This is a genomic window from Pseudomonas sp. BC42, from assembly GCF_021560055.1.
In the GTDB taxonomy this organism is placed as follows: Bacteria; Pseudomonadota; Gammaproteobacteria; order Pseudomonadales; family Pseudomonadaceae; genus Aquipseudomonas.
Genome location: NZ_CP091067.1, coordinates 3956907 through 3974223, shown reverse-complemented (window position 1 = coordinate 3974223; position 17317 = coordinate 3956907). Strand labels below are relative to the sequence as shown.

At 64.8% G+C, this 17317-nt stretch carries 15 protein-coding genes; 9 read left to right on the top strand and 6 right to left on the bottom strand.

Going from position 1 to position 17317, the window contains the following annotated elements:
* Positions 1 to 215 precede the first annotated feature (215 nt).
* Positions 216 to 683: a DUF1289 domain-containing protein gene (locus L1O02_RS17650; RefSeq protein WP_060838938.1), complete on the top strand. Its 468-nt coding sequence runs from the start codon at positions 216 to 218 to the stop codon at positions 681 to 683.
* A gap of 93 nt (positions 684 to 776) precedes the next feature.
* Here the strand turns inward: L1O02_RS17650 and L1O02_RS17645 are convergent, their stop codons facing one another.
* Entirely contained in the window at positions 777 to 1640 is an 864-nt protein-coding gene (locus L1O02_RS17645; protein WP_235758393.1) for a universal stress protein, read from the bottom strand.
* 291 nt (positions 1641 to 1931) lie between these two features.
* Between L1O02_RS17645 and miaE the strand changes: the two genes are divergently transcribed.
* The 3 genes from miaE to L1O02_RS17630 all read left to right on the top strand — a co-directional run bounded on the left by miaE (position 1932) and on the right by L1O02_RS17630 (position 4709).
* Entirely contained in the window at positions 1932 to 2537 is a 606-nt protein-coding gene (gene miaE, locus L1O02_RS17640; protein WP_060838940.1) for a tRNA isopentenyl-2-thiomethyl-A-37 hydroxylase MiaE, read from the top strand.
* Between the two features lie 171 nt (positions 2538 to 2708).
* Positions 2709 to 3419: a winged helix-turn-helix domain-containing protein gene (locus tag L1O02_RS17635; protein ID WP_060838941.1), complete on the top strand. Its 711-nt coding sequence runs from the start codon at positions 2709 to 2711 to the stop codon at positions 3417 to 3419.
* A complete protein-coding gene (locus tag L1O02_RS17630; protein WP_060838942.1) occupies positions 3420 to 4709 on the top strand; it encodes an ATP-binding protein in 1290 nt (429 codons plus the stop codon).
* Between the two features lie 76 nt (positions 4710 to 4785).
* Here the strand turns inward: L1O02_RS17630 and L1O02_RS17625 are convergent, their stop codons facing one another.
* Positions 4786 to 5586 (bottom strand): MipA/OmpV family protein, encoded by an 801-nt coding sequence (locus L1O02_RS17625; RefSeq protein ID WP_235758391.1) that lies wholly within the window; start codon positions 5584 to 5586, stop codon positions 4786 to 4788.
* A 6-nt stretch (positions 5587 to 5592) separates the two neighbouring features.
* Positions 5593 to 7413 (bottom strand): serine hydrolase domain-containing protein, encoded by a 1821-nt coding sequence (locus L1O02_RS17620; RefSeq protein WP_235758389.1) that lies wholly within the window; start codon positions 7411 to 7413, stop codon positions 5593 to 5595.
* A gap of 175 nt (positions 7414 to 7588) precedes the next feature.
* Between L1O02_RS17620 and L1O02_RS17615 the strand changes: the two genes are divergently transcribed.
* From L1O02_RS17615 to L1O02_RS17600, 4 genes are read left to right on the top strand one after another with little or no spacing between them, the layout of a single operon-like run.
* Entirely contained in the window at positions 7589 to 8707 is a 1119-nt protein-coding gene (locus tag L1O02_RS17615) for an AAA family ATPase (RefSeq protein ID WP_108543204.1), read from the top strand.
* Entirely contained in the window at positions 8704 to 9141 is a 438-nt protein-coding gene (locus L1O02_RS17610) for a hypothetical protein (protein ID WP_060843363.1), read from the top strand. The genes L1O02_RS17615 and L1O02_RS17610 overlap by 4 nt, the downstream gene beginning before the upstream one ends.
* Before the next feature lies 1 nt (position 9142).
* Entirely contained in the window at positions 9143 to 10960 is a 1818-nt protein-coding gene (locus L1O02_RS17605) for a hypothetical protein (RefSeq protein WP_108543206.1), read from the top strand.
* Entirely contained in the window at positions 10953 to 13961 is a 3009-nt protein-coding gene (locus tag L1O02_RS17600) for a bpX6 domain-containing protein (protein ID WP_108543208.1), read from the top strand. The genes L1O02_RS17605 and L1O02_RS17600 overlap by 8 nt, the downstream gene beginning before the upstream one ends.
* Before the next feature lie 137 nt (positions 13962 to 14098).
* Here L1O02_RS17600 and L1O02_RS17595 read toward each other — a convergent pair whose 3' ends face one another.
* Complete coding sequence (locus tag L1O02_RS17595; RefSeq protein ID WP_108543210.1) at positions 14099 to 14665, bottom strand: GNAT family N-acetyltransferase; 567 nt, start codon at positions 14663 to 14665, stop codon at positions 14099 to 14101.
* Positions 14666 to 14938: 273 nt separating this feature from the next.
* On the opposite strand from L1O02_RS17595, the gene L1O02_RS17590 reads away from it, so the two are divergent.
* Positions 14939 to 15370 carry an HD domain-containing protein gene (locus tag L1O02_RS17590; protein WP_060838946.1) on the top strand — a complete coding sequence of 144 codons (432 nt, stop codon included), beginning with the start codon at positions 14939 to 14941 and terminating at the stop codon, positions 15368 to 15370.
* Positions 15371 to 15406: 36 nt separating this feature from the next.
* Here the strand turns inward: L1O02_RS17590 and L1O02_RS17585 are convergent, their stop codons facing one another.
* A complete protein-coding gene (locus L1O02_RS17585; protein WP_060843366.1) occupies positions 15407 to 15736 on the bottom strand; it encodes a hypothetical protein in 330 nt (109 codons plus the stop codon).
* Between the two features lie 53 nt (positions 15737 to 15789).
* The gene (locus L1O02_RS17580; RefSeq protein ID WP_108543212.1) at positions 15790 to 17247 is read right to left on the bottom strand and encodes an amidase family protein; all 1458 of its coding nucleotides are present in this window, start codon (positions 17245 to 17247) and stop codon (positions 15790 to 15792) included.
* Positions 17248 to 17317 lie beyond the last annotated feature (70 nt).

Below are 17317 nucleotides of genomic sequence, written 5' to 3'. Positions count from 1 at the left end.
GAAAAACCCCTCGCCAACACCGCTCTGAAGGAACGACTGTGCTCGTGACGCTTTGAAAACAGCTTCAAACGGACATTGGCGCCTAAAAAGGCTGGCTGATTCTACGGCAAAAAAAGTCTCAACGTAAGTTGGCGTATTAAAGTTTGAGGGGTGATCAATCTTAGACAAAGGGCTAACATGCCGGCCTGTTTTGCTTTTGCGCGTGCTGTCTATCTATGCCCAATCAGACCATCAAGACCCCCTGCGTCGGCCTCTGCTCCACTGTCTACGGCGATCTGGTGTGCCGTGGCTGCAAGCGTTTCCACCACGAAGTGATCAACTGGAATGGTTACAACGAAGAGGAAAAACGCGCGGTCTGGCTGCGTCTTGAGCAACTGCTGGTGCAGGTGATGGCGGCCAAGCTGGAAGTCTTCGACCCGGCGCGCCTGCGCGGGCAACTGGAACAGCGCAAGATCCGTTTCGTGCCGCACCAGTCCGAATACTGCTGGGCCTATCAGCTGATTGCCCGGGGCGCGCGGGTGATCAACCAGCTCGACGCCTACGGCATGGTGCTGTTGCCGGAGTTCCGCGACTGGGGCCTGCCGGAGTTGCGCGACGCCATCGATCGGGAATTCTTCCTCCTGTCAGAAGCCCATTACCAGCGCTACATCGCCCCCGGTTTTCTCAAGGACGCACTGGGCTGAGTCACTCGCCAATGGTTCTGTAGGGGTTGGCTTGCCAGCGAAGGCCGTGGGCCTGTTCGCCAGCAAGCGGGCTGCTGCAGGTGGGAGGAGGGCTCAGGCCTTGGCCGCCATTTCTTCCAGGTGATCCATGATGTCCGCCGGCTTGAGCACCAGCACGTCGCTGTCCAGGGAGTCGAGCACCACCTCGGCGGTGTTGCCGATCAAGGCCCCCGACAGCCCGGTGCGGGCCACGGTGCCGATGATGGTCAGCACGGCCCCCAGCTTGTGGGCCATATGGGGAATCAACACATCCGCCGGACCTTCCTCGATGTGCAGGTGGGCGTCGTCGATCTCGAACTCGGCCTGGAACGCCTTGCACGCTTCGCGATAGCGCTTCTCGATGGTTTCCTTGAGCTGGAACACCGGATCGGCGGCCGAGAGCATCGGTGACGGGTGGGCGCTGATCACGTGCAGATGGGCCTTGGCCAGGCTGGCGATGTCGAAGCCATGGTCGACGATGCTGGCATGCAGCGTGCGGTGCTCGCCGTCCATGTTGCCAACGTCGATGGCCGCCATGACCACGCCGCCGGCCCAGGGGGTGGTGGTCTTGACCAGCAGCACCGGGGTCGGGCAGTAGCGCAGCAGCTTCCAGTCCGCCGGGGTCAGCAGGACCTTCTTCAGCGGGTTTTCATGAACGTGCTGCTTGATCACCAGGCCGCAGCCTTCGGCTTGCTGCACGTCGATGATGGTTTCATGCAGGCTCTCGTTCCACGCTTGTTCGGTGGTGACGCTGTAGCCTTCGCTGATCAGGCTGCTCTTGAGCACGCTGAGCAGCGCCGAATGCTCGTGCTTCCTGTCGCAGACCAGCAGGTGCAGATGGGCCTGGGTGACCCCGGCAATCAGCTTGGCGCGCTTGAGGGCGAGACTTTCGCCAGGCGTGGGATCGATGACCACCAGGATGCTGCGGATACTTTGCATGATCGGGTCTCCAGGAGAGGGATGAACGGCTAGGGTCTGTTCCCGTTTGGCCCGGCAACGCGGCTCGTCACCAAGCGGGAACAGACCCTGGCGTGCACAACTATAGATGCTGGGGCCCGCGCTGCATGTTGATGCATATCAAGCGCGGCCGCTGGTGGTCTGCGGCGTGGCCGGTATAATCGCCAGCCTTTCGCTGTGAAGCCTTATTTGTCTCGTGAGCCTCATGTTATCGATCACTGATAGTGCCGCCATTGCTCGCCTTGCGCTGGCGGATTGTTCGGAAATGCGCCGATGAACCTCCCGGAAATTCATGACTTCCTCGGCTGTCGGACCCCCGACGCCTGGGTCCAGGCGGCCCTGGCCGATCAGGAAACCCTGCTGATCGACCACAAGAACTGCGAGTTCAAGGCCGCCAGCACCGCCCTGAGCCTGATCGCCAAGTACCACTCCCATGTCGACCTGATCAACATGATGTCGCGCCTGGCCCGGGAAGAGCTGGTGCACCACGAGCAGGTCATGCGCCTGATGAAGAGACGCAAGGTCGAACTGCGTCAGTTGCACGCCGGGCGCTATGCCTCCGGCCTGCGCAAGGTGGTGCGCAGCCACGAGCCGGTGAAGCTGGTGGACACCCTGGTGGTCGGCGCCTTCATCGAAGCCCGCAGTTGTGAGCGCTTCGAAGCCCTGGTGCCGCACCTGGACGAAGAACTGGGCAAGTTCTACTTCGGCCTGCTCAAAAGCGAGGCCCGGCACTACCAGGGCTACCTGAAGCTGGCCTATCAGTACGGCGACGCCAAGGATATCGCCCAGGTGATCGACAAGGTGCGGGCCGCCGAGCAGGAACTGATCGAGTCCCCGGACCCGGAGTTCCGCTTCCACAGTGGCGTGCCGGCCTGGTAAGGCACTGCCCTTGTGTAAAAGCAGGGGCAAATTGTTAAAAACTCTTAAAAGAATGAAACTTTGCGCAAAACCGCGATAAGCCCCCGGTTTTGCTGCGGCCTTAGCCTTTTTTTAACCTTGGCCCCTCTATAATGCGCGCACTCAAAACTCTGCGTTCGCGAACGGGTAGGTATGGATAACCTGGGGCTTGGCAAGGTCCTGCTGGTGGAAGATGACGAGAAGCTCGCCGGGCTGATTGCCAATTTCCTGTCCCAGCATGGCTTTGAAGTGTTGACGGTGCACCGGGGCGATGTGGCCCTGGCGGCGTATCTCGAATTCAAACCGAAACTGGTGGTGCTCGACCTGATGTTGCCGGGTCAGAGCGGCCTGCACGTGTGCCGGGAAATCCGCGCCATGGCCGATACCCCGATCGTCATCCTCACCGCCAAGGAAGACGATCTGGACCACATCCTCGGCCTGGAATCCGGCGCCGACGATTACGTGATCAAACCCATCAAGCCGGCGGTGCTGCTGGCGCGCCTGCGAGCCCTGCAACGGCGCCAGGTGCCGGAGTCGAGCGCCTCGCGCGGCGCCCTGGAGTTCGGCGTGCTGAGCATCGACCGCAGCAGTCGCGAGGTGCGCCTGTCCGGCGATCCGATCGAACTGACCACCATGGAGTTCGAGCTGCTGTGGCTGCTGGCCAGCGCGGCGGGCAAGACCCTGTCCCGGGATGACATTCTCAATCGCATGCGCGGCATCGAGTTCGACGGCCTGAACCGCAGCGTCGACGTCTACATCAGCAAGTTGCGCGGCAAGCTCAAGGACAATCCGCGCGAGCCGGTGTGCATCAAGACGGTGTGGGGCAAGGGCTACCTGTTCAATCCATTCGCCTGGGAGGCTTGAATGCTGCGGCTGTTTCTGGGGCTTTACCTGTTTCTGGCCCTTGGCTTTGCCGGGGCCATGACCGCGGTGCAACACATCTTCCTCAATTACCTGGCGGTCGACCTGATCGAGGCCTACAACCGCGACGCGGTGCGCGGGCCGGCCTACAGCCTCAGTGAGCAACTGCGGCCCTTCGACGAGGCCGGACGCAAGCACCAGTTGGAGTTGCTCAAGCCCCATTACGGACTGGCGCTCAAGCTGGTGCAGGCCGGCGAGCTGGACCTCAACGAGCGCGAGCGGGCGCTGCTGAGCTCCAACCAGCTGGTGGTCCGGGATGATTTCAACCAGTTCATCTCCAGCATCGACGGCGGCTCCCAGCTGCTGAGCATCAAGCTGCCGGAAGACCCGCCGCTGACCCTGCTCTACAACATCGCTGCCTATGCCTTGCTCGGTACCTTGCTGGCCATCGTCCTGTACTTCTGGGTTCGTCCGCACTGGCGCGACCTGGAACGCTTGCGCCTGGCCGCCGAGCGCTTTGGCGGCAATGACCTGAGCACCCGTCTGCACCTGTCACGGCGCTCGAACATCCGCGACCTGGCCCAGCACTTCAACCGCATGGCGGCGCGCATCGAGGGCCTGATCGCCAATCAGCGCGAGTTGACCAATGCGGTGTCCCACGAGTTGCGCACGCCCATTGCCCGGTTGTCCTTCGAGCTGGACCAGTTGCAGCAGCAGCCCGATCCGGATGAGAACCGCGAACTGATCGCCGACATGTACGCCGACCTTGGCGAACTGGAGGAAATGGTCTCCGAGCTGCTGTCCTATGCCAGCCTGGAACACGGCGCGGCCTCCATCAGTCGCGAAGACATCCAGGCCCAGAACTGGCTCGACAGCGTGGTCGGCAGCGTGGCCCTGGAGGCCGAGGCCGCCGGGGTGCAGCTGCTGATCCGCTGCTGCCAGGTGGACTACGTGCGCATCGAGCCGCGCTTCATGGCCCGGGCGGTGATCAACCTGCTGCGCAATGCCATCCGCTACGCCGACCGGCGAGTGGAGGTGTCCCTGGTGCGCCTGGAGCAGGGCTACGAAGTGCGGGTCAACGATGACGGTCCCGGAGTGCCGGTGGACGGGCGGGAAAAGATCTTCGAACCGTTTTCCCGCCTCGATGCCAGTCGTGACCGGCGCACCGGCGGTTTCGGCCTGGGCCTGGCGCTGGTGCGCCGGGTCTGTCAGTGGCATGGCGGCAAGGTCGAGGTGCTGGATTCGGAATGGGGCGGGGCTTCGTTCCGCATGACCTGGGCGCATGTGGATTGAAGGCAGCTGCAAGCGGCAAGCTACAAGCGGCAAGCCAAACGCCACCGCTTGCAGCTTGCAGCTTGCCGCTTGAAGCTCAAAAGCTGTATTCGATCTGGGTGCCCAGCACCGTCTGCAGGCGTCGGTCGACGATCGGGCTGTTGCCGGCTTCCTTGCTCAGGTACTGCATCGACAGCTGGGTCGAGAGCTTGGTCTGCTCATTGAGCGGCAGGCTCCAGGTCAGGTCGCCGCCGCTGCTCACCAGGCCGCCCTTGGCGCGGTAGGTGCTGAAGCGGCTGTTGGCCGCCTGGGTGCTGCTCACGCCATACCAGGTCTGCATGTAGTCGGCGTTGCCGTACAGGCTGCTGAGGCTGGCGTCGAGGCTGCCCAGGCTGCCCTCGTACAGGGTGCTGGCGATGCTCAGTTGCAGCAGGCTGTAGGCCGAGCCGGTGTCGCGATCGTCATTTTTCTTCTGCGCGTGAGTCACGGTGGCCCCCAGCTCGAACGGCCCCAGGTCGTAGCCCAGGTGAGCGCCGAACTGGGCCCGGGACTTGATTTCGCCCATGCCCTTGAGGCGCTTGGAGCCCTGGCCCATGTGGTTCTTGTCGCGTCGCTCGTCACTGGCGCCGACCCAGGTGCTGAAGGACAGGCCGCCCCATTCGTTGCCCCAGCCCAGGCCCGTTTCGGTACTCAGGAAGAAGCCGTAGGGGCTGACGATCTCGCCGCCGAGAATCGGCGCGATGCTGCGTTCGTCACTGCCGCTGTAGCGCGGCACGCTGGCCGCACCACCGCGCACGCTGAACTTCCAGTCCTCGGCGTGCAAGGCGGGGGACGCCCCGATCAAACCCAGGGTGCCGGCCAGGAGGGTGACGGAGCTGGTGCGTTTCAGGGTTTTCATACGGCTTTAGAACCTCAGGTAGTGGTGGGTGTAGGAACGCTTGAATGAGTAGCCCAGGACGCTGATTCCATTGATCTGGCGGCGCACCGTATCGCCCAGGCCCGGGCCCTGGCCGGCGATGACGGCGTGGGCGTTGTCCAGCGGGGCCAGGATGTAATCGGTGAGCACGCGGCCCTGTTGCAGGCTGCGGATCATCAGGAAGCCGTCTTCCACGGCGATGCTGATGTCGCTGATGGGGGCGGCCGAGTCCTCGTTGAGGGCCTGGTAGGTGCCCACCGTGGCCAGCCAGTTGTCGGGCAGGGGAACCGGATCGACGCGTTCGCCCATGGCCAGCAGCTGGCCGTGACGCCGGGCGGTGAACACCCGGCGCCCCTGGACGTTCACCAGGTCCAGCTGCACCCGGCCGAGGTCACCCAGGTCCTGCAGCCATACGCCGAGGAATTTTTTCTGGGCCCGCAGCCAGCCTTGTTCGTCGCGCAGCAGTTCGAAGCGCTTGCCGGCCAGTTCGCCGAACAGCCGCTGGTCCTGATCACGAATGCGCAATACGCCCCAGGCGGTGGCATAGAAACCCGCCAGGTGCTGGCGGTCGGCGGCTTCCGGAACCCGGCGCCGCGCGGTGACCCGCTCCTGGGGCTGGGCGCCGCCGCGCTTCTGGCCCGCGGGGGCACCGTGGGCCTGCAGCAGCATGCGCAGCACCTTGGGCACCAGCGGCTTGGCCACGGCCTCACCGGAGCCGGAATTGCTCATCACGATCACTGCCAGCTGCTGCTCCGGCAGCACACTGACCCGGGCCTGGAAGTCGCTGCCCACCGCGCTGTGCTGCCAGGTGCGGATCCCCGGGCGGACCCACTCCTCGCCACAGGGCGAGAGGTACCAGCCCAGGCCCACCTGGCAATCGAAATCCAGCGGGTTGCCGTTGTTCTGCGTCCGCCCCATTTCCCTGATCGAGGCCGGGGACAGCACCTGGCGGTCCTTGTAGTGGCCCTGGGCAAACAGCATCCGCACAAAGCGGCTCAGGTCCCGCGGGCTACTCCACAGGCCTGTGGCGGACAGGTCGCGCAGCGGTTCGTCGGCGCTGCCGACCCCGTCGACATAGCCCCGGGCGCGGTAGGGCTGGGCCTGGCTGGTGCCGAGGAAGCTCGACTGGCTCATGCCCAGCGGGCGCAGCAGGCTTTTCTGCAACTGGCGCTCGAAGTCCAGACCGCTGCTGCGCTCGATCGCCGCACCCAACAGGGCGTAGCCCAGGTTGGAGTAGGCGGTCTGGGTGCCGGGGCAATGGGTCAGCCAGACGCCGCTGACCTTGCCCGGCAGCTCGCCCAGGGGCTGGGTGGTGTAACGGTCGCGCAGGTATTCGGTGGGCAGGCCGGACTGGTGGCTGAGCAGACGGCGCAGGGTCACGGCCTGGTCGGCGACGTTCTGGTCCTGGTGAAAGCGCGAGCGGACGTAGAATTCCCGCAGGCTGTCCTGCAGGGGCGCGTCCAGTTGCAGGCGGCCCTGTTCCACCAGTTGCATGACGGCGGTGGCGGTCAGCAACTGCGACAGGGCCCCGGCCCGAAACGCGGTGTTTTCCGTCACTTGCAGGCCGCGGGCCTGGTCGGCAAAACCGAAACCCCGCGCCCAGATCAGCTCCTGACCGTCCACCAGGGCGATGGACAGCCCCGGCACCCGATGCTCGGCCATTTCCCGGGGGATGTACTGCTTCAGGTAACCGATGATGCTGGCGTAGTCGCCGCGGCCGATGGTCGGCGGCGCAGGGGGTTGGCCATTGCAGCCCAGGCTGCCCAGGAGCACGCCCAGCAATGGCAGGTGAAGAAGTTTGGGAGACATACCGCAACCGACCGGAAATTCGATGGGCGGATGCTAGGGAAGGGCGTTTGCGGAGTCTTTGGCAGCTTTGTCGGGAAACTGTCAAAGAGTGTTAAGTGCCAGGCTGCCGAGGCGAGTCTTTGCTCGAGTCAGGGACTCAGGCAGAATCCACGGCTTTTATTCAGGGATGACGAAGATGACCACCTCATTGCAAAGTGCTGCTGCACAGATTCGTAGTGTGGTTCGCGTCGCTACCCAGGGGCTGGTCGGTCGCGAGCAATTGGCTGAACTGATTGTCCTGGCGGCTGTGGCTCAAGAACACTTGCTGGTGATCGGGCCACCGGGCACAGCAAAAAGTGCGGTGGTGCGTCGCGTGGCCCAGTCCATGGGCGGGCGCTACTTCGAATACCTGCTAGGGCGTTTTACCGAGCCTTCGGAGCTGTTTGGTACGGTCGATCTGAAGAAGTTGCGCGAAGGAACGGTGGAAACCGATGTCAGCGGCATGCTTCCAGAAGCCGATATCGTCTTTCTCGATGAGGTCTTTCTAGGCTCCACGGCCATCCTCAATACCTTGCTCGGGGTGCTCAACGAGCGTCGCTTCAGACGTGGCCACACTCAGATCCAATGCCCTTTGCGGGTGTGTGTCGGCGCCGCCAACGCCTTGCCTGAAGACCCGGCCCTGGCTGCATTCGGGGATCGATTCCTGCTGCACCTGTTTGTCGATGCGGTGCCGGACAATCAACTCGAAGCCCTGCTCAGCGGTGGCTGGCAGGTGGAGCGCCAGGCCGTGGCGCAGATGCTCGACTTGAGTCAGCTCGAGGGTCTCAATCGCGCTTTGAAGGATGTCGATCTGGAGGGCGTGCGGCCAGTGTTGGCCCATGCGATCAGGTGCTTGCGCGAGGCGGGAATCAGCCTATCCGATCGACGCATCGTCAAGTCCCAGCGGCTGATCGCTGCGGCCACCTTGTTGTGCGGCAGGGTGCAGGCCACGGAGGCGGATCTCTGGCCACTGATTTATGCACTGCCCACCCAGGACAGCCAACAGCGGGGGCGTGAGGTGTTGCGAGAGCTGCTGGCGAAGTCAGGCAACAGCCATCTGTTCGGCGCGGTCGAGGAGGCCACCCTGCAACCGCTGTCCCGGCTCCACCGCTTGCTGGAAAGCGCTCGGGAACTGTTGCAGCGAACGGAGCTCGATGGCACCTCCGTAGAGAGCATGCTGCGCGAGATCGACGCCAACTTCGACGCGCAGAACCTCCCGGAGCCGCTGCAAATCGTGCGGGCACAACTGGTGGGCCTGCTGGCTGTGCTGCCATGAGTGGCGTACCGGCGTTGACTTGGGCCTGGCGTGAACGAGCGGTGGCGCAGCCGCCGCGGGCGGCGGTCGCCTGGGATGCGGTTGCCCGGCGTTTGCATCAGCGCTTGCAGCAGTTGCCTGCCACGCAGGCCGAGCGTTTGCAGGCCACCGCCAATGCTCGGGTGCTGGTGGTGCTGGGAGCTGAATCCGACTTGCCCTGGGTCGAAGGCGTCCAGTATGCCGCCAGTCATGAACAGGCTCCCGCGTTATGGCTGCCGACCCGTTACGAACCTGAGGTCGCCATCGACCTGTTGGCGCAGGCACTGCTCGACAAAGAGGCGCGTTCCCTCTTGTTGTTGTGGCCAGAGCCCGCCGCAGTGATTCCTCTGGATCGGCAATTGCCGGTCACCGAGGAGCATTTGGCACGTATTGCCGACTACTGGGCGCAGAGCTGATATGCAGTTACCGCAAAGCCTTCAACCCTGGAGCGATTGGCTGCATTGGCTCGATCTCGAGTTGCAAACCGTGCTGGGCGATTGTCTGCGGCGCCTGCATCCGCTGCTGGGGCCGCTCAGCGGGCGACTGCAGGGCGGTGATCCGGAGCCCGATGGCCTGGGCGATCTGCACCAACGAGGCTCCTATGAGCGTTTGCTTGCCAGCGAATGGCTGCTGGCCGAGGAGCTGCCGGAGGAATTTCTGCGGCGTGCTGTTAGCGCGGAGCATCTGTTCGTTGCGCCTCAATACCGGACCCACCAGGCCAGCGGCACGCTGATTGCGCTGTTTGATGCCGGGCCCTTGCAGCTGGGCGCGCCAAGGCTGGTTCACCTGGCGCTGATGATCATCCTGGCGCAGCGTGCGCGTGCGGCAGGCGCGGAGTTTCGCTGGGGCGTCCTGCAGGATGCCGACAACCAGCTGCACAAACTGGAGACGGCGGTGCAGTTACGGCACCTGCTGGGGCAACGGACCTTCCAGTGCGTGGAGCCGGAGCATGGGCAGCGCTGGAGTGAATGGCTGAGCGCGCAGTCCGAACCTTGGGCTGAATGCTGGGTGATCGGGCAGCGGCTGCCGATCGACGACATGGGCCTGGCCGGTCGCTATCAGGTGCAGGTGCAGCAAAGCCTCGACGGTGGCTCCCTGGAGGTCGAGATCAGCGGCGCCAGGCGGGCCAGGACGTGCTTGCCAATTCCCCCGGTCAATGCCGGCCTGCGCTTGCTCAAGGGCGAGTTCCAGACGCCTGCGGCTGTAGAAGGGCGCTCTGCGATTGCTGCTCCACGGGTGCTGCTGACGCTGGCGCCGGTCATCTCCGATGCCGGAACCCACATTGCCATGGTGCTGCTGGACCAGCCCGGATGCCTGATCCTCAGGTTGCCGAGTGCGGCGCACAAGAGGCCTGCGACGATTCACCAGCAGCTCTGGAAATCCAGCTGCCGGCCCTTGGCCATGAGCTTCGTGAGGCGCAAGCCGGGGGCGTTGCTCAGCTATGACGATCGCCTGTCGTTCTGGAACGTAGGCGGCCTGCCAGATGTCTTGCGTCCCAGTCCAGATGTGCTCAAGCTGCCGTCGGGCACCGCGACGCTGCTGGCCTGCGCCTGGCTGCACGATGAGAATCATGGGCGCTATTTTGTTCTCGACAGTGAGGGGCGGCTGGCCAGATGGTCAGTGCTGCGTCATGCCTCCCCCGATGAGCCCCCCGGCACTTGTCTGCTGCTGGCAGACCATGTTCTGGGCCTGTCCAAGGTCGATTCCCAGACCTTGGTGTATGTGCGTGAAGAGGCCGGGCAATTACTGGCACGCACCGCTTGTGCAGGAGGCGAAATTCGCCAGACCTACCGTTTAGGGGCCGCCGCCGGGGTTACACAGATACTGGTGGCGGCCGGAGGGCATTGGCAAAAGGACTTCGGTGCCTGCGCTTTGCTGACACCAGGCGCCGCGGGCGAGCGCTGGCAACTGCTGACGCGCAGCGGCAGTCAGGAACTGCGCCTGGCACCGAGGTGGCGTGGCTTCGGCCTGTGGCATGACCCCGTGCGCGAGGGCAACTCACTGGTTTTACTGGGACCCGATAGACGCACCGTTGCGCTTTATCACTCGGGCGAGCAGCGGGTCTTGTTCAGTTGCAGCGATGAAGTCGTCAAGAGCAGCTTCTGCTCCATCAGCGGATTGATTGCAGTGCTCACCGGAACGCGCGAGCTGCTGGTCTATTCCCTGGCGCAGGAGCGGATGCGCCTGCAGATCCACTGCAACCTGAAACCCAGCGAGGAGCTATCCCATGCCTGAGTCGACCGCCTGGGTGATCCGTCGTCCGTTGTTGCAGGGCAGGCAGCCGGTGGCGGCTCTGTGGTTTGCCCATGAGCGCTTCAGTGAAGCGCAGCGCCAGCGAATGATCCTTGAGCAATGGCAACCCGGCGCCAGCGCCCGGCGTTTTGCCGACGGTGACCTATTGTCGTTCGCCCAGCCTCAGTGGCGGGTGTGTGAGCAGCTTGAGGGGTGGCCGTTGATACGTCTCGGGCCGGTCTTGTGCTCGGCAGCGCTGGACCCGCAAGAGCGTCAGGCCTTGCCACAGGCCGATCTCTGGTTGGTCCGTGGTGGTCAGGTACAGGCCCTGCAATTGGCATCTTCCCGTTTGCTGGCGCCTGGAAGCTGGCTAGAGCTCGGCGACTACCCGTTATTCGATACCTTCGACTGCCAGATGAGCCTACCGTCCCAGCTCCCTGAGCCAGAGCCGCTACAGAGCGACATCCGTCAGATCCTGGGTCACTGTGTGGCCGCGCCGGACCCGGAGCGTGAGGTGGTCATGCGGGCTTTGGCCGAGCGGCAGTCGCGTCAATCGACGACCGGCAAGGCGCGCAAGTTCTCCATGGGGCAGGCAGTCCAAGCCATGTCGGCGCCTGGCAAGCAGCGCTGGCTGCTGCATGGCGGCCTGGCGTTGTTGGGCCTGATGCTGTTCTTCAACCTGGGCCACAGCCTGCTCAAGCCCCGGCAGATCGACGCGCAAGCCGGGCCCGAGGATCTGCTGCTGTGGATTGCATCGATACTGCTCAGTGCCGTGCTGTTTACTCTGTTTCTGGCATGGCTGGGCCGCCAGTTGCGGGTTCAGCCCGGCGTGAGCGGCAAGGGCTCCCAGCACTCGGCGACCAAGCGTGCTGCTCAAGGCCTTGTCCAGGACCAGGGGGGGACGCCGGGTAATAGTGCCGAGGGCGGGGCCTGGGCGGCGGAGTCGGCCTGTCAGCAGGCGCCAGCGATCAAGCCCCGGGCCCAGGCACGGCGCTTCAAGCCGTCAGTCTGGCGCAACTGGCTGCAGCGTCTGGTTCAGGGAGTGGTCTGGCAAGACCTGTATGGTCGGCGCCAGGCGGCCTATCTGCAGCGCATGCTCGACATGTTCGAGCGTGGCCAGTTAGACGAGGCCCTGCGCCACGCGATTCCGCTGATGAAGGACGGCATGCCGAGCGATCCTTCTTTTGCTACCCCGCAACCACGCAAGGACCTTGACCTGAACCGCGGGGAATCGGTATCGCGCAACCTGATGCTCAACGATGAGATTCGCGAGCACCTGCGCCAGGTCTATCGGCAGAGCTTCAACCGGCTGGACCGTGAGGGGCGTATCGAGGAGGCCGTGTTTGTCCTCGCCGAGCTGCTCAACGCCCATCAGGAAGCCCTGGACTACCTGGAGCGTCATGGGCGCTTCGAACAGGCGGCCGGCCTGGCCCTGGCCTGGGACTCTCCGGCGTCGGTGATTGTCCGCTTGCTGTGCCTGGCCGGGGATTGGCAGCAAGCCCTGCATGTCGCGCGGCGTGACGACGCGTTCGCCGATGCGGTGGTGCTGCTGCAAGAGCGCTGGCCAGAGCAGGCCGAGCAGTTGCGCCTGGAATGGGCATATCACCTGACGCGTCAAGGTTTGTGGCTGCAGGCGGTGGATATGATCTGGAGCCTGCCAGCCGAGCGTGAGCGGGCGGCTCAATGGCTGCTCGCCGCCGAGGCCGCTGGAGGACGACTGGCGGCGGCAGCCCTGGTCAAGCGTGCCATCCTGCTGCCGGACACCCTGGATGCCTATGCCGACTATCTGATGCAACTGCGTGACGAGCCGCAGCGCAGCACCGAACGTGCGGCGCTGGCCGAGGCGTTGTTGCAGCACAAGTCGCAGAGCAAGCCGCTGGCCTGGCTGGCAAACGCCCTGGTGCACGCGCTGCTGGCCGACGCCGCTCAAGGCGTGGGGCAGATGCAGACGGCCCAGTTGCTGTCGCTGGTCAAACTGAGTCAGAACAAGCTGTTGCAGCAGGACCTGCCCGCCAGGCTGTTGCCGCGCCACCGGCCTGTGGCCCTGGCCGAGCGCAATGAGCCGCTTGAGTGGCGTGCGGGCGATGCCGGCGCTCGTCCGATCCTCGATGCCGTGCCCCTGGACGACGGGCGTTATCTGCTGGCGCTCGGGGAGGCCGGTGCGGCGGTGGTCGACGCGCAAGGGCGGGTGCTGTTCAATTTTGCGCTGCCAGCCTGGCAGATTGTCCTGGCACATGGGCGGCAGGTAGCGCTGGTGCTGGCCCGGCGTGACAAGGTCTGGCGTGTCAGCAAGCTGGATCTGGTGCAGCGTCAGGCTAGGGACCTGGGAACGCTGATGCTGCAGCAGTTTGCCCGTGAGTTCGATGGTGTGGCCTGGACCATTGGCCTGGAACAGGAGGTACGGGTGGTGGATGTGGACCATGGTTTCAGGACCCTGTGGCACGTCGGCGATTTGCCGGGCCAGGTCTTGCAACTGCAGGCTGATGCGCAGAATGAATGGTGGTGGATCGGTAGCGAGTCAGGTGAGAGTGAATGCTGGCACTACCGGCTGCCGGAACGACGCCTGTGTGCCCGCGACCGCTTGCAGGCGGTTGCAAAGGACGTTGATGGTCCGTTGCCCCAGCGTCGCTTGAGCCAAGACGGTGCCGTATTCAGTGTCTGGGTAAAGGCCTCCGAAGCGGCCGAACCGGTGCTGATACTGGAGTTGGCAAACAATCGACAGGGCTGGCGCGTGCCTGGCCTGGGGGACGATCTCTACCAGTCACCGCGAGCACAGCTCAGTGAACAATGGCTGGTTGCCGGCTACTTCACTGCATCGGGTGAGCAGATGTGGCACTTCATTCACCGTCCTCGGGCACAGTTGGCGGCGAGCCTGATCTGGCCTGAGTCCTGTGCAGTCGGTGTGCGTTGCCTGGGGGGCGACTGGTTGCTGTTCGATCGGCGCGGCAGGCTGGCTCACGTTGATGTCGATACTGGCCTGTTGCGTAACCTGAGCCTGTATTGAACATCGGGTCTGATACCGCGAGGGGAACGAGTTCCGTATGGGCTGAGCGCGGTACGCGCGAGTCATGGCATCTTGGGGCGTTGGCCGCTGCAACCGCGCCTCAAGCCGAGGCGCGGCGCGGTGCGGTGCGTGGGCGGTTACAGGGCCAGGCTGTGGATCACCTGGGTCGCATCGTCAGGGTCGATGCTGCTGCGCATGCCCAGCTGTTTGGCCAGGCGGCGCATGCTGTAGTTGGCGGCGCTGTCCACCGAATACAGTTGCTGGAAGCCATTGGCGCGGGCTTCGTCGATCAGGTGCTGCATCAGCAGCGCGCCGAGGCCCTTGCCTTGCCATTGGTCGGCAATGGTCACGGCGAACTCGCAGCGCCAGGGCTGGTCGTCGACCTGGGCATAGCGACTGATGCCGATTTCCCGCAGTTCGCCGTTGTCGTGGACCAGGGCCACGTAGGCCACCCGTTGCGGGGTGCCGACGTCCATCAGCTGATCCAGCAACTGATCGCCGACTTCCTTGACCTCACCGAGAAAGCGCTGGTGCCGGGTGACGGGAGAGAGGTTTTCGATAAAGGCCTTTTCCCGATCCCGGTCCTGGCGGCGCAGCGGGCGGATCAGCACATGGCTGCCGTCACTCAGGGCGTCGATCCAGTATTGGCCTTGCTGGGCCGGAAAGGGCGGTTGGGCGAGGATATCGAGAGCAGTGCTGGACATGATCAAGTCTCCGGAAAGGCAAAGGACAAGCAATTGCCCCAAGCTTTAACCCGGCGCCGATCCGGGCGCTTGATCGACATCAATGTCTGCTGCAGTCGCGCGGTGGCCGGCGATCATCGGTCATGGCCCGGCATCAATGGCCGGTTGCGCGGATACCCGAGCGGGCTCGCCCTGGTACGCGGCCCGGGGGGTATCATGGCGCGGTCGATTTTTTCGTTCGAGGTCCGCCATGCCCCAGGTCTTTGTGCGTTCTCCCTGCCGCGGTACCGGCTCATGAGCAGCCTGGAGCGGGCGATCGCCATCGCCGCCCAGGCCCATGCCGGGCAGGTCGACAAGGGCGGTGCGCCCTACATCCTGCATCCGCTGCGGGTCATGCTGGGTCTGCAGCGGCCCGAGGAGCGCATTGTCGCGGTGCTGCACGATGTGCTGGAGGACAGCGCGGTGACCCTGGAGCAACTGCGCGGCGAAGGTTTTTCCGCGGCGGTGCTGGCGGCGCTGTCGGCCTTGACCAAGGTCGAGGGGGAGGATTACCCGGCCTTCATCCGGCGCGCGGCGGCCAATCCCCTGGCTCGCCGGGTCAAGCTTGCGGACCTGGCGGATAACAGCGACCTGTCGCGAATTCCCGAACCGGGCGCCGAAGACCTCCGGCGCCTGGAAAAGTACCGCCAGGCCATGCACTACCTGAACTCACTGGCGGCGGACTGACAGGCCCGGCCCCTCAGCCGGGGGCCTGCAAGGCATTCAACTGTTGTAGCTGGAGAGGGCCACTTCGGCGTTGCGCGCCGGCGGTTTGCTGCCCCGGGTGCGCCAGTGTTCGATCAGCGCGCGGCCATGGGCCAGGCCGGCCTGCAGCGCGGCTTCGGTGCTGGTGTAGTCGTTGCCGTAGGGCGGGCAGGCAAAGTGCACGGAAAAGCACGGGTGCTGGCCATGGCCGGTGAGGCGTCCCACGTAGCTGAAGCTGGGGCCGGACTGGTGGGCATACAGGCTCGGTGAGCTGGGCTCGCGGATGATCATCACGTAAATGTCATGGTCGAATTGGGTGTCTTGATACCAACTGCTTGAAGAGTCCATGGTCCACCTCCTTGTCCGTAAAGCGACGCGCTGTTGCTGCGTCAGCGGGTTGTTCAGTGCAATTCGCGCCCGGGGGCGTCGAGCAGCCCGGCGGGGTGGCTGAACACTCCCGCAGGCAGCAGTTTTTCCAGGGCCCGGGCGGCCCGCAGGACCAGAGCGTCGCGGCCGAAGCGGGCGACGATCTGCAGGCCTATGGGCAGGCCGGCGGCGCTCAGGCCGCAGGGCATGCTCAGCGCCGGCTGGCGGCTGAAATTGAAGGGAAAGGTGGTCGGCTGCCACATGGCGCTGACGTGTTCCGGCCAGTCCGGCGGCATCTGGCGTTCCGCGGCGAACGGCTCGACCACCGCGGTGGGGGTTAGCAGCAGGTCGTATTCACCGAGAAACCCGTGCAGTCGCTGGGCCACCTGATGCCGTTCCTGCACCGCGCAGGCGTAGTCCAGGGCGTTGAGCTGGCGTGCCCGGACCTGAGCCTGCTGCAGAAAGTCGCCGACCAGGTGGCGGTTTTCACCGGGTATTTCCTGGGTCACCGCGCAGGCCACTTCCACCGGCCAGGCCCGCAGGTAGTTCGGCGCCGGGTTGCCGATGTCCGGCGAGGCCAGGACCAGGGTCGCGCCGGCCTGTTGCAGCAGCTGGGCGGCGCTCAGGCAGGCCGTGGCGATCTGCGGGTCGACATGGGCGGCGTAGCCCAGGTCGGCGCTGAAGGCGATGCGCAGGCCGCTGACACCGTCCTCGATGGCAGCGAGAAAATCCGTCGGGCCATGGGACCAGGCAAAGGGTTCGCCGGGTTCATGCTGGCTCATGAACTCCATCAGCAAGGCGATGTCGCGCACGTGGCGGGCAATCGGCCCTTCGGCCGGCATGCCGCCGGGGTCGATGCTCGGGCAGGCGGACACCAGCCCGTGGCTGGGCTTGAAACCTATGACCCCGCAGAAGCTCGACGGGGTGCGGATCGATCCGGCGGCATCGTTGCCGGTGGCCGCCGGGGCATAACCGGCGGCGACCCCCGCGGTGCTGCCGCCACTGCTGCCACCGGCATGCAGGGCCAGGTTCCACGGGTTGCGGGTGACCCCGGTCAGGGGGCTGTCGGTCAGCGGCGTGCTGCCCAGCTCGGGCAGGGTGGTCTTGGCGATGAAGATCGCCCCGGCCTCGCGCAGGCGCGCCACCAGGGATGAGTCGTGGGGCAGCGCCGCACGCTCGGCCAGGGCTCTGGAGCCGTTGCGGGTGCGCCAGCCGCGAATGTCGTGGTTGTCCTTGACCAGAATCGGAATGCCGTCGAGCCGGCCCAGCGGCTGCCCGGCGGCCCAGCGCGCGGTGGACGCCTGGGCGGCCAGCAGCGCGGCCTGATCCTGGCGTTCACACAGGGCGTTGAGCTGCGGCTCGTGGCGCTCGATCTGTGCCAGGACGGCCTGCAGCAGGTCCACCGGGGTGAACTGCAAGCTGGCGAAGCCTTGCAGCAGCGCCTCGATCGACAGCTGGTGCAGGGCCACGTGACGGGAATTGGGTAACGACATATTCGACTCTGGGTTCAGGCACGCCGGGCGCAGGCTGCGCCACGGCATGGAAGGGCTGCAGGAACGCGCT

Coding starts and splice junctions, on each gene's coding strand:
- miaE (WP_060838940.1), top strand. CDS start 1,932: ATGAACCTCCCGGAAATTCATGACTTCCTCGGCTGTCGGACCCCCGAC.
- L1O02_RS17635 (WP_060838941.1), top strand. CDS start 2,709: ATGGATAACCTGGGGCTTGGCAAGGTCCTGCTGGTGGAAGATGACGAG.
- L1O02_RS17620 (WP_235758389.1), bottom strand. CDS start 7,413: ATGTCTCCCAAACTTCTTCACCTGCCATTGCTGGGCGTGCTCCTGGGC.
- L1O02_RS17650 (WP_060838938.1), top strand. CDS start 216: ATGCCCAATCAGACCATCAAGACCCCCTGCGTCGGCCTCTGCTCCACT.
- L1O02_RS17590 (WP_060838946.1), top strand. CDS start 14,939: ATGAGCAGCCTGGAGCGGGCGATCGCCATCGCCGCCCAGGCCCATGCC.
- L1O02_RS17610 (WP_060843363.1), top strand. CDS start 8,704: ATGAGTGGCGTACCGGCGTTGACTTGGGCCTGGCGTGAACGAGCGGTG.
- L1O02_RS17615 (WP_108543204.1), top strand. CDS start 7,589: ATGACCACCTCATTGCAAAGTGCTGCTGCACAGATTCGTAGTGTGGTT.
- L1O02_RS17625 (WP_235758391.1), bottom strand. CDS start 5,586: ATGAAAACCCTGAAACGCACCAGCTCCGTCACCCTCCTGGCCGGCACC.
- L1O02_RS17595 (WP_108543210.1), bottom strand. CDS start 14,665: ATGTCCAGCACTGCTCTCGATATCCTCGCCCAACCGCCCTTTCCGGCC.
- L1O02_RS17605 (WP_108543206.1), top strand. CDS start 9,143: ATGCAGTTACCGCAAAGCCTTCAACCCTGGAGCGATTGGCTGCATTGG.
- L1O02_RS17630 (WP_060838942.1), top strand. CDS start 3,420: ATGCTGCGGCTGTTTCTGGGGCTTTACCTGTTTCTGGCCCTTGGCTTT.
- L1O02_RS17580 (WP_108543212.1), bottom strand. CDS start 17,247: ATGTCGTTACCCAATTCCCGTCACGTGGCCCTGCACCAGCTGTCGATC.
- L1O02_RS17585 (WP_060843366.1), bottom strand. CDS start 15,736: ATGGACTCTTCAAGCAGTTGGTATCAAGACACCCAATTCGACCATGAC.
- L1O02_RS17645 (WP_235758393.1), bottom strand. CDS start 1,640: ATGCAAAGTATCCGCAGCATCCTGGTGGTCATCGATCCCACGCCTGGC.
- L1O02_RS17600 (WP_108543208.1), top strand. CDS start 10,953: ATGCCTGAGTCGACCGCCTGGGTGATCCGTCGTCCGTTGTTGCAGGGC.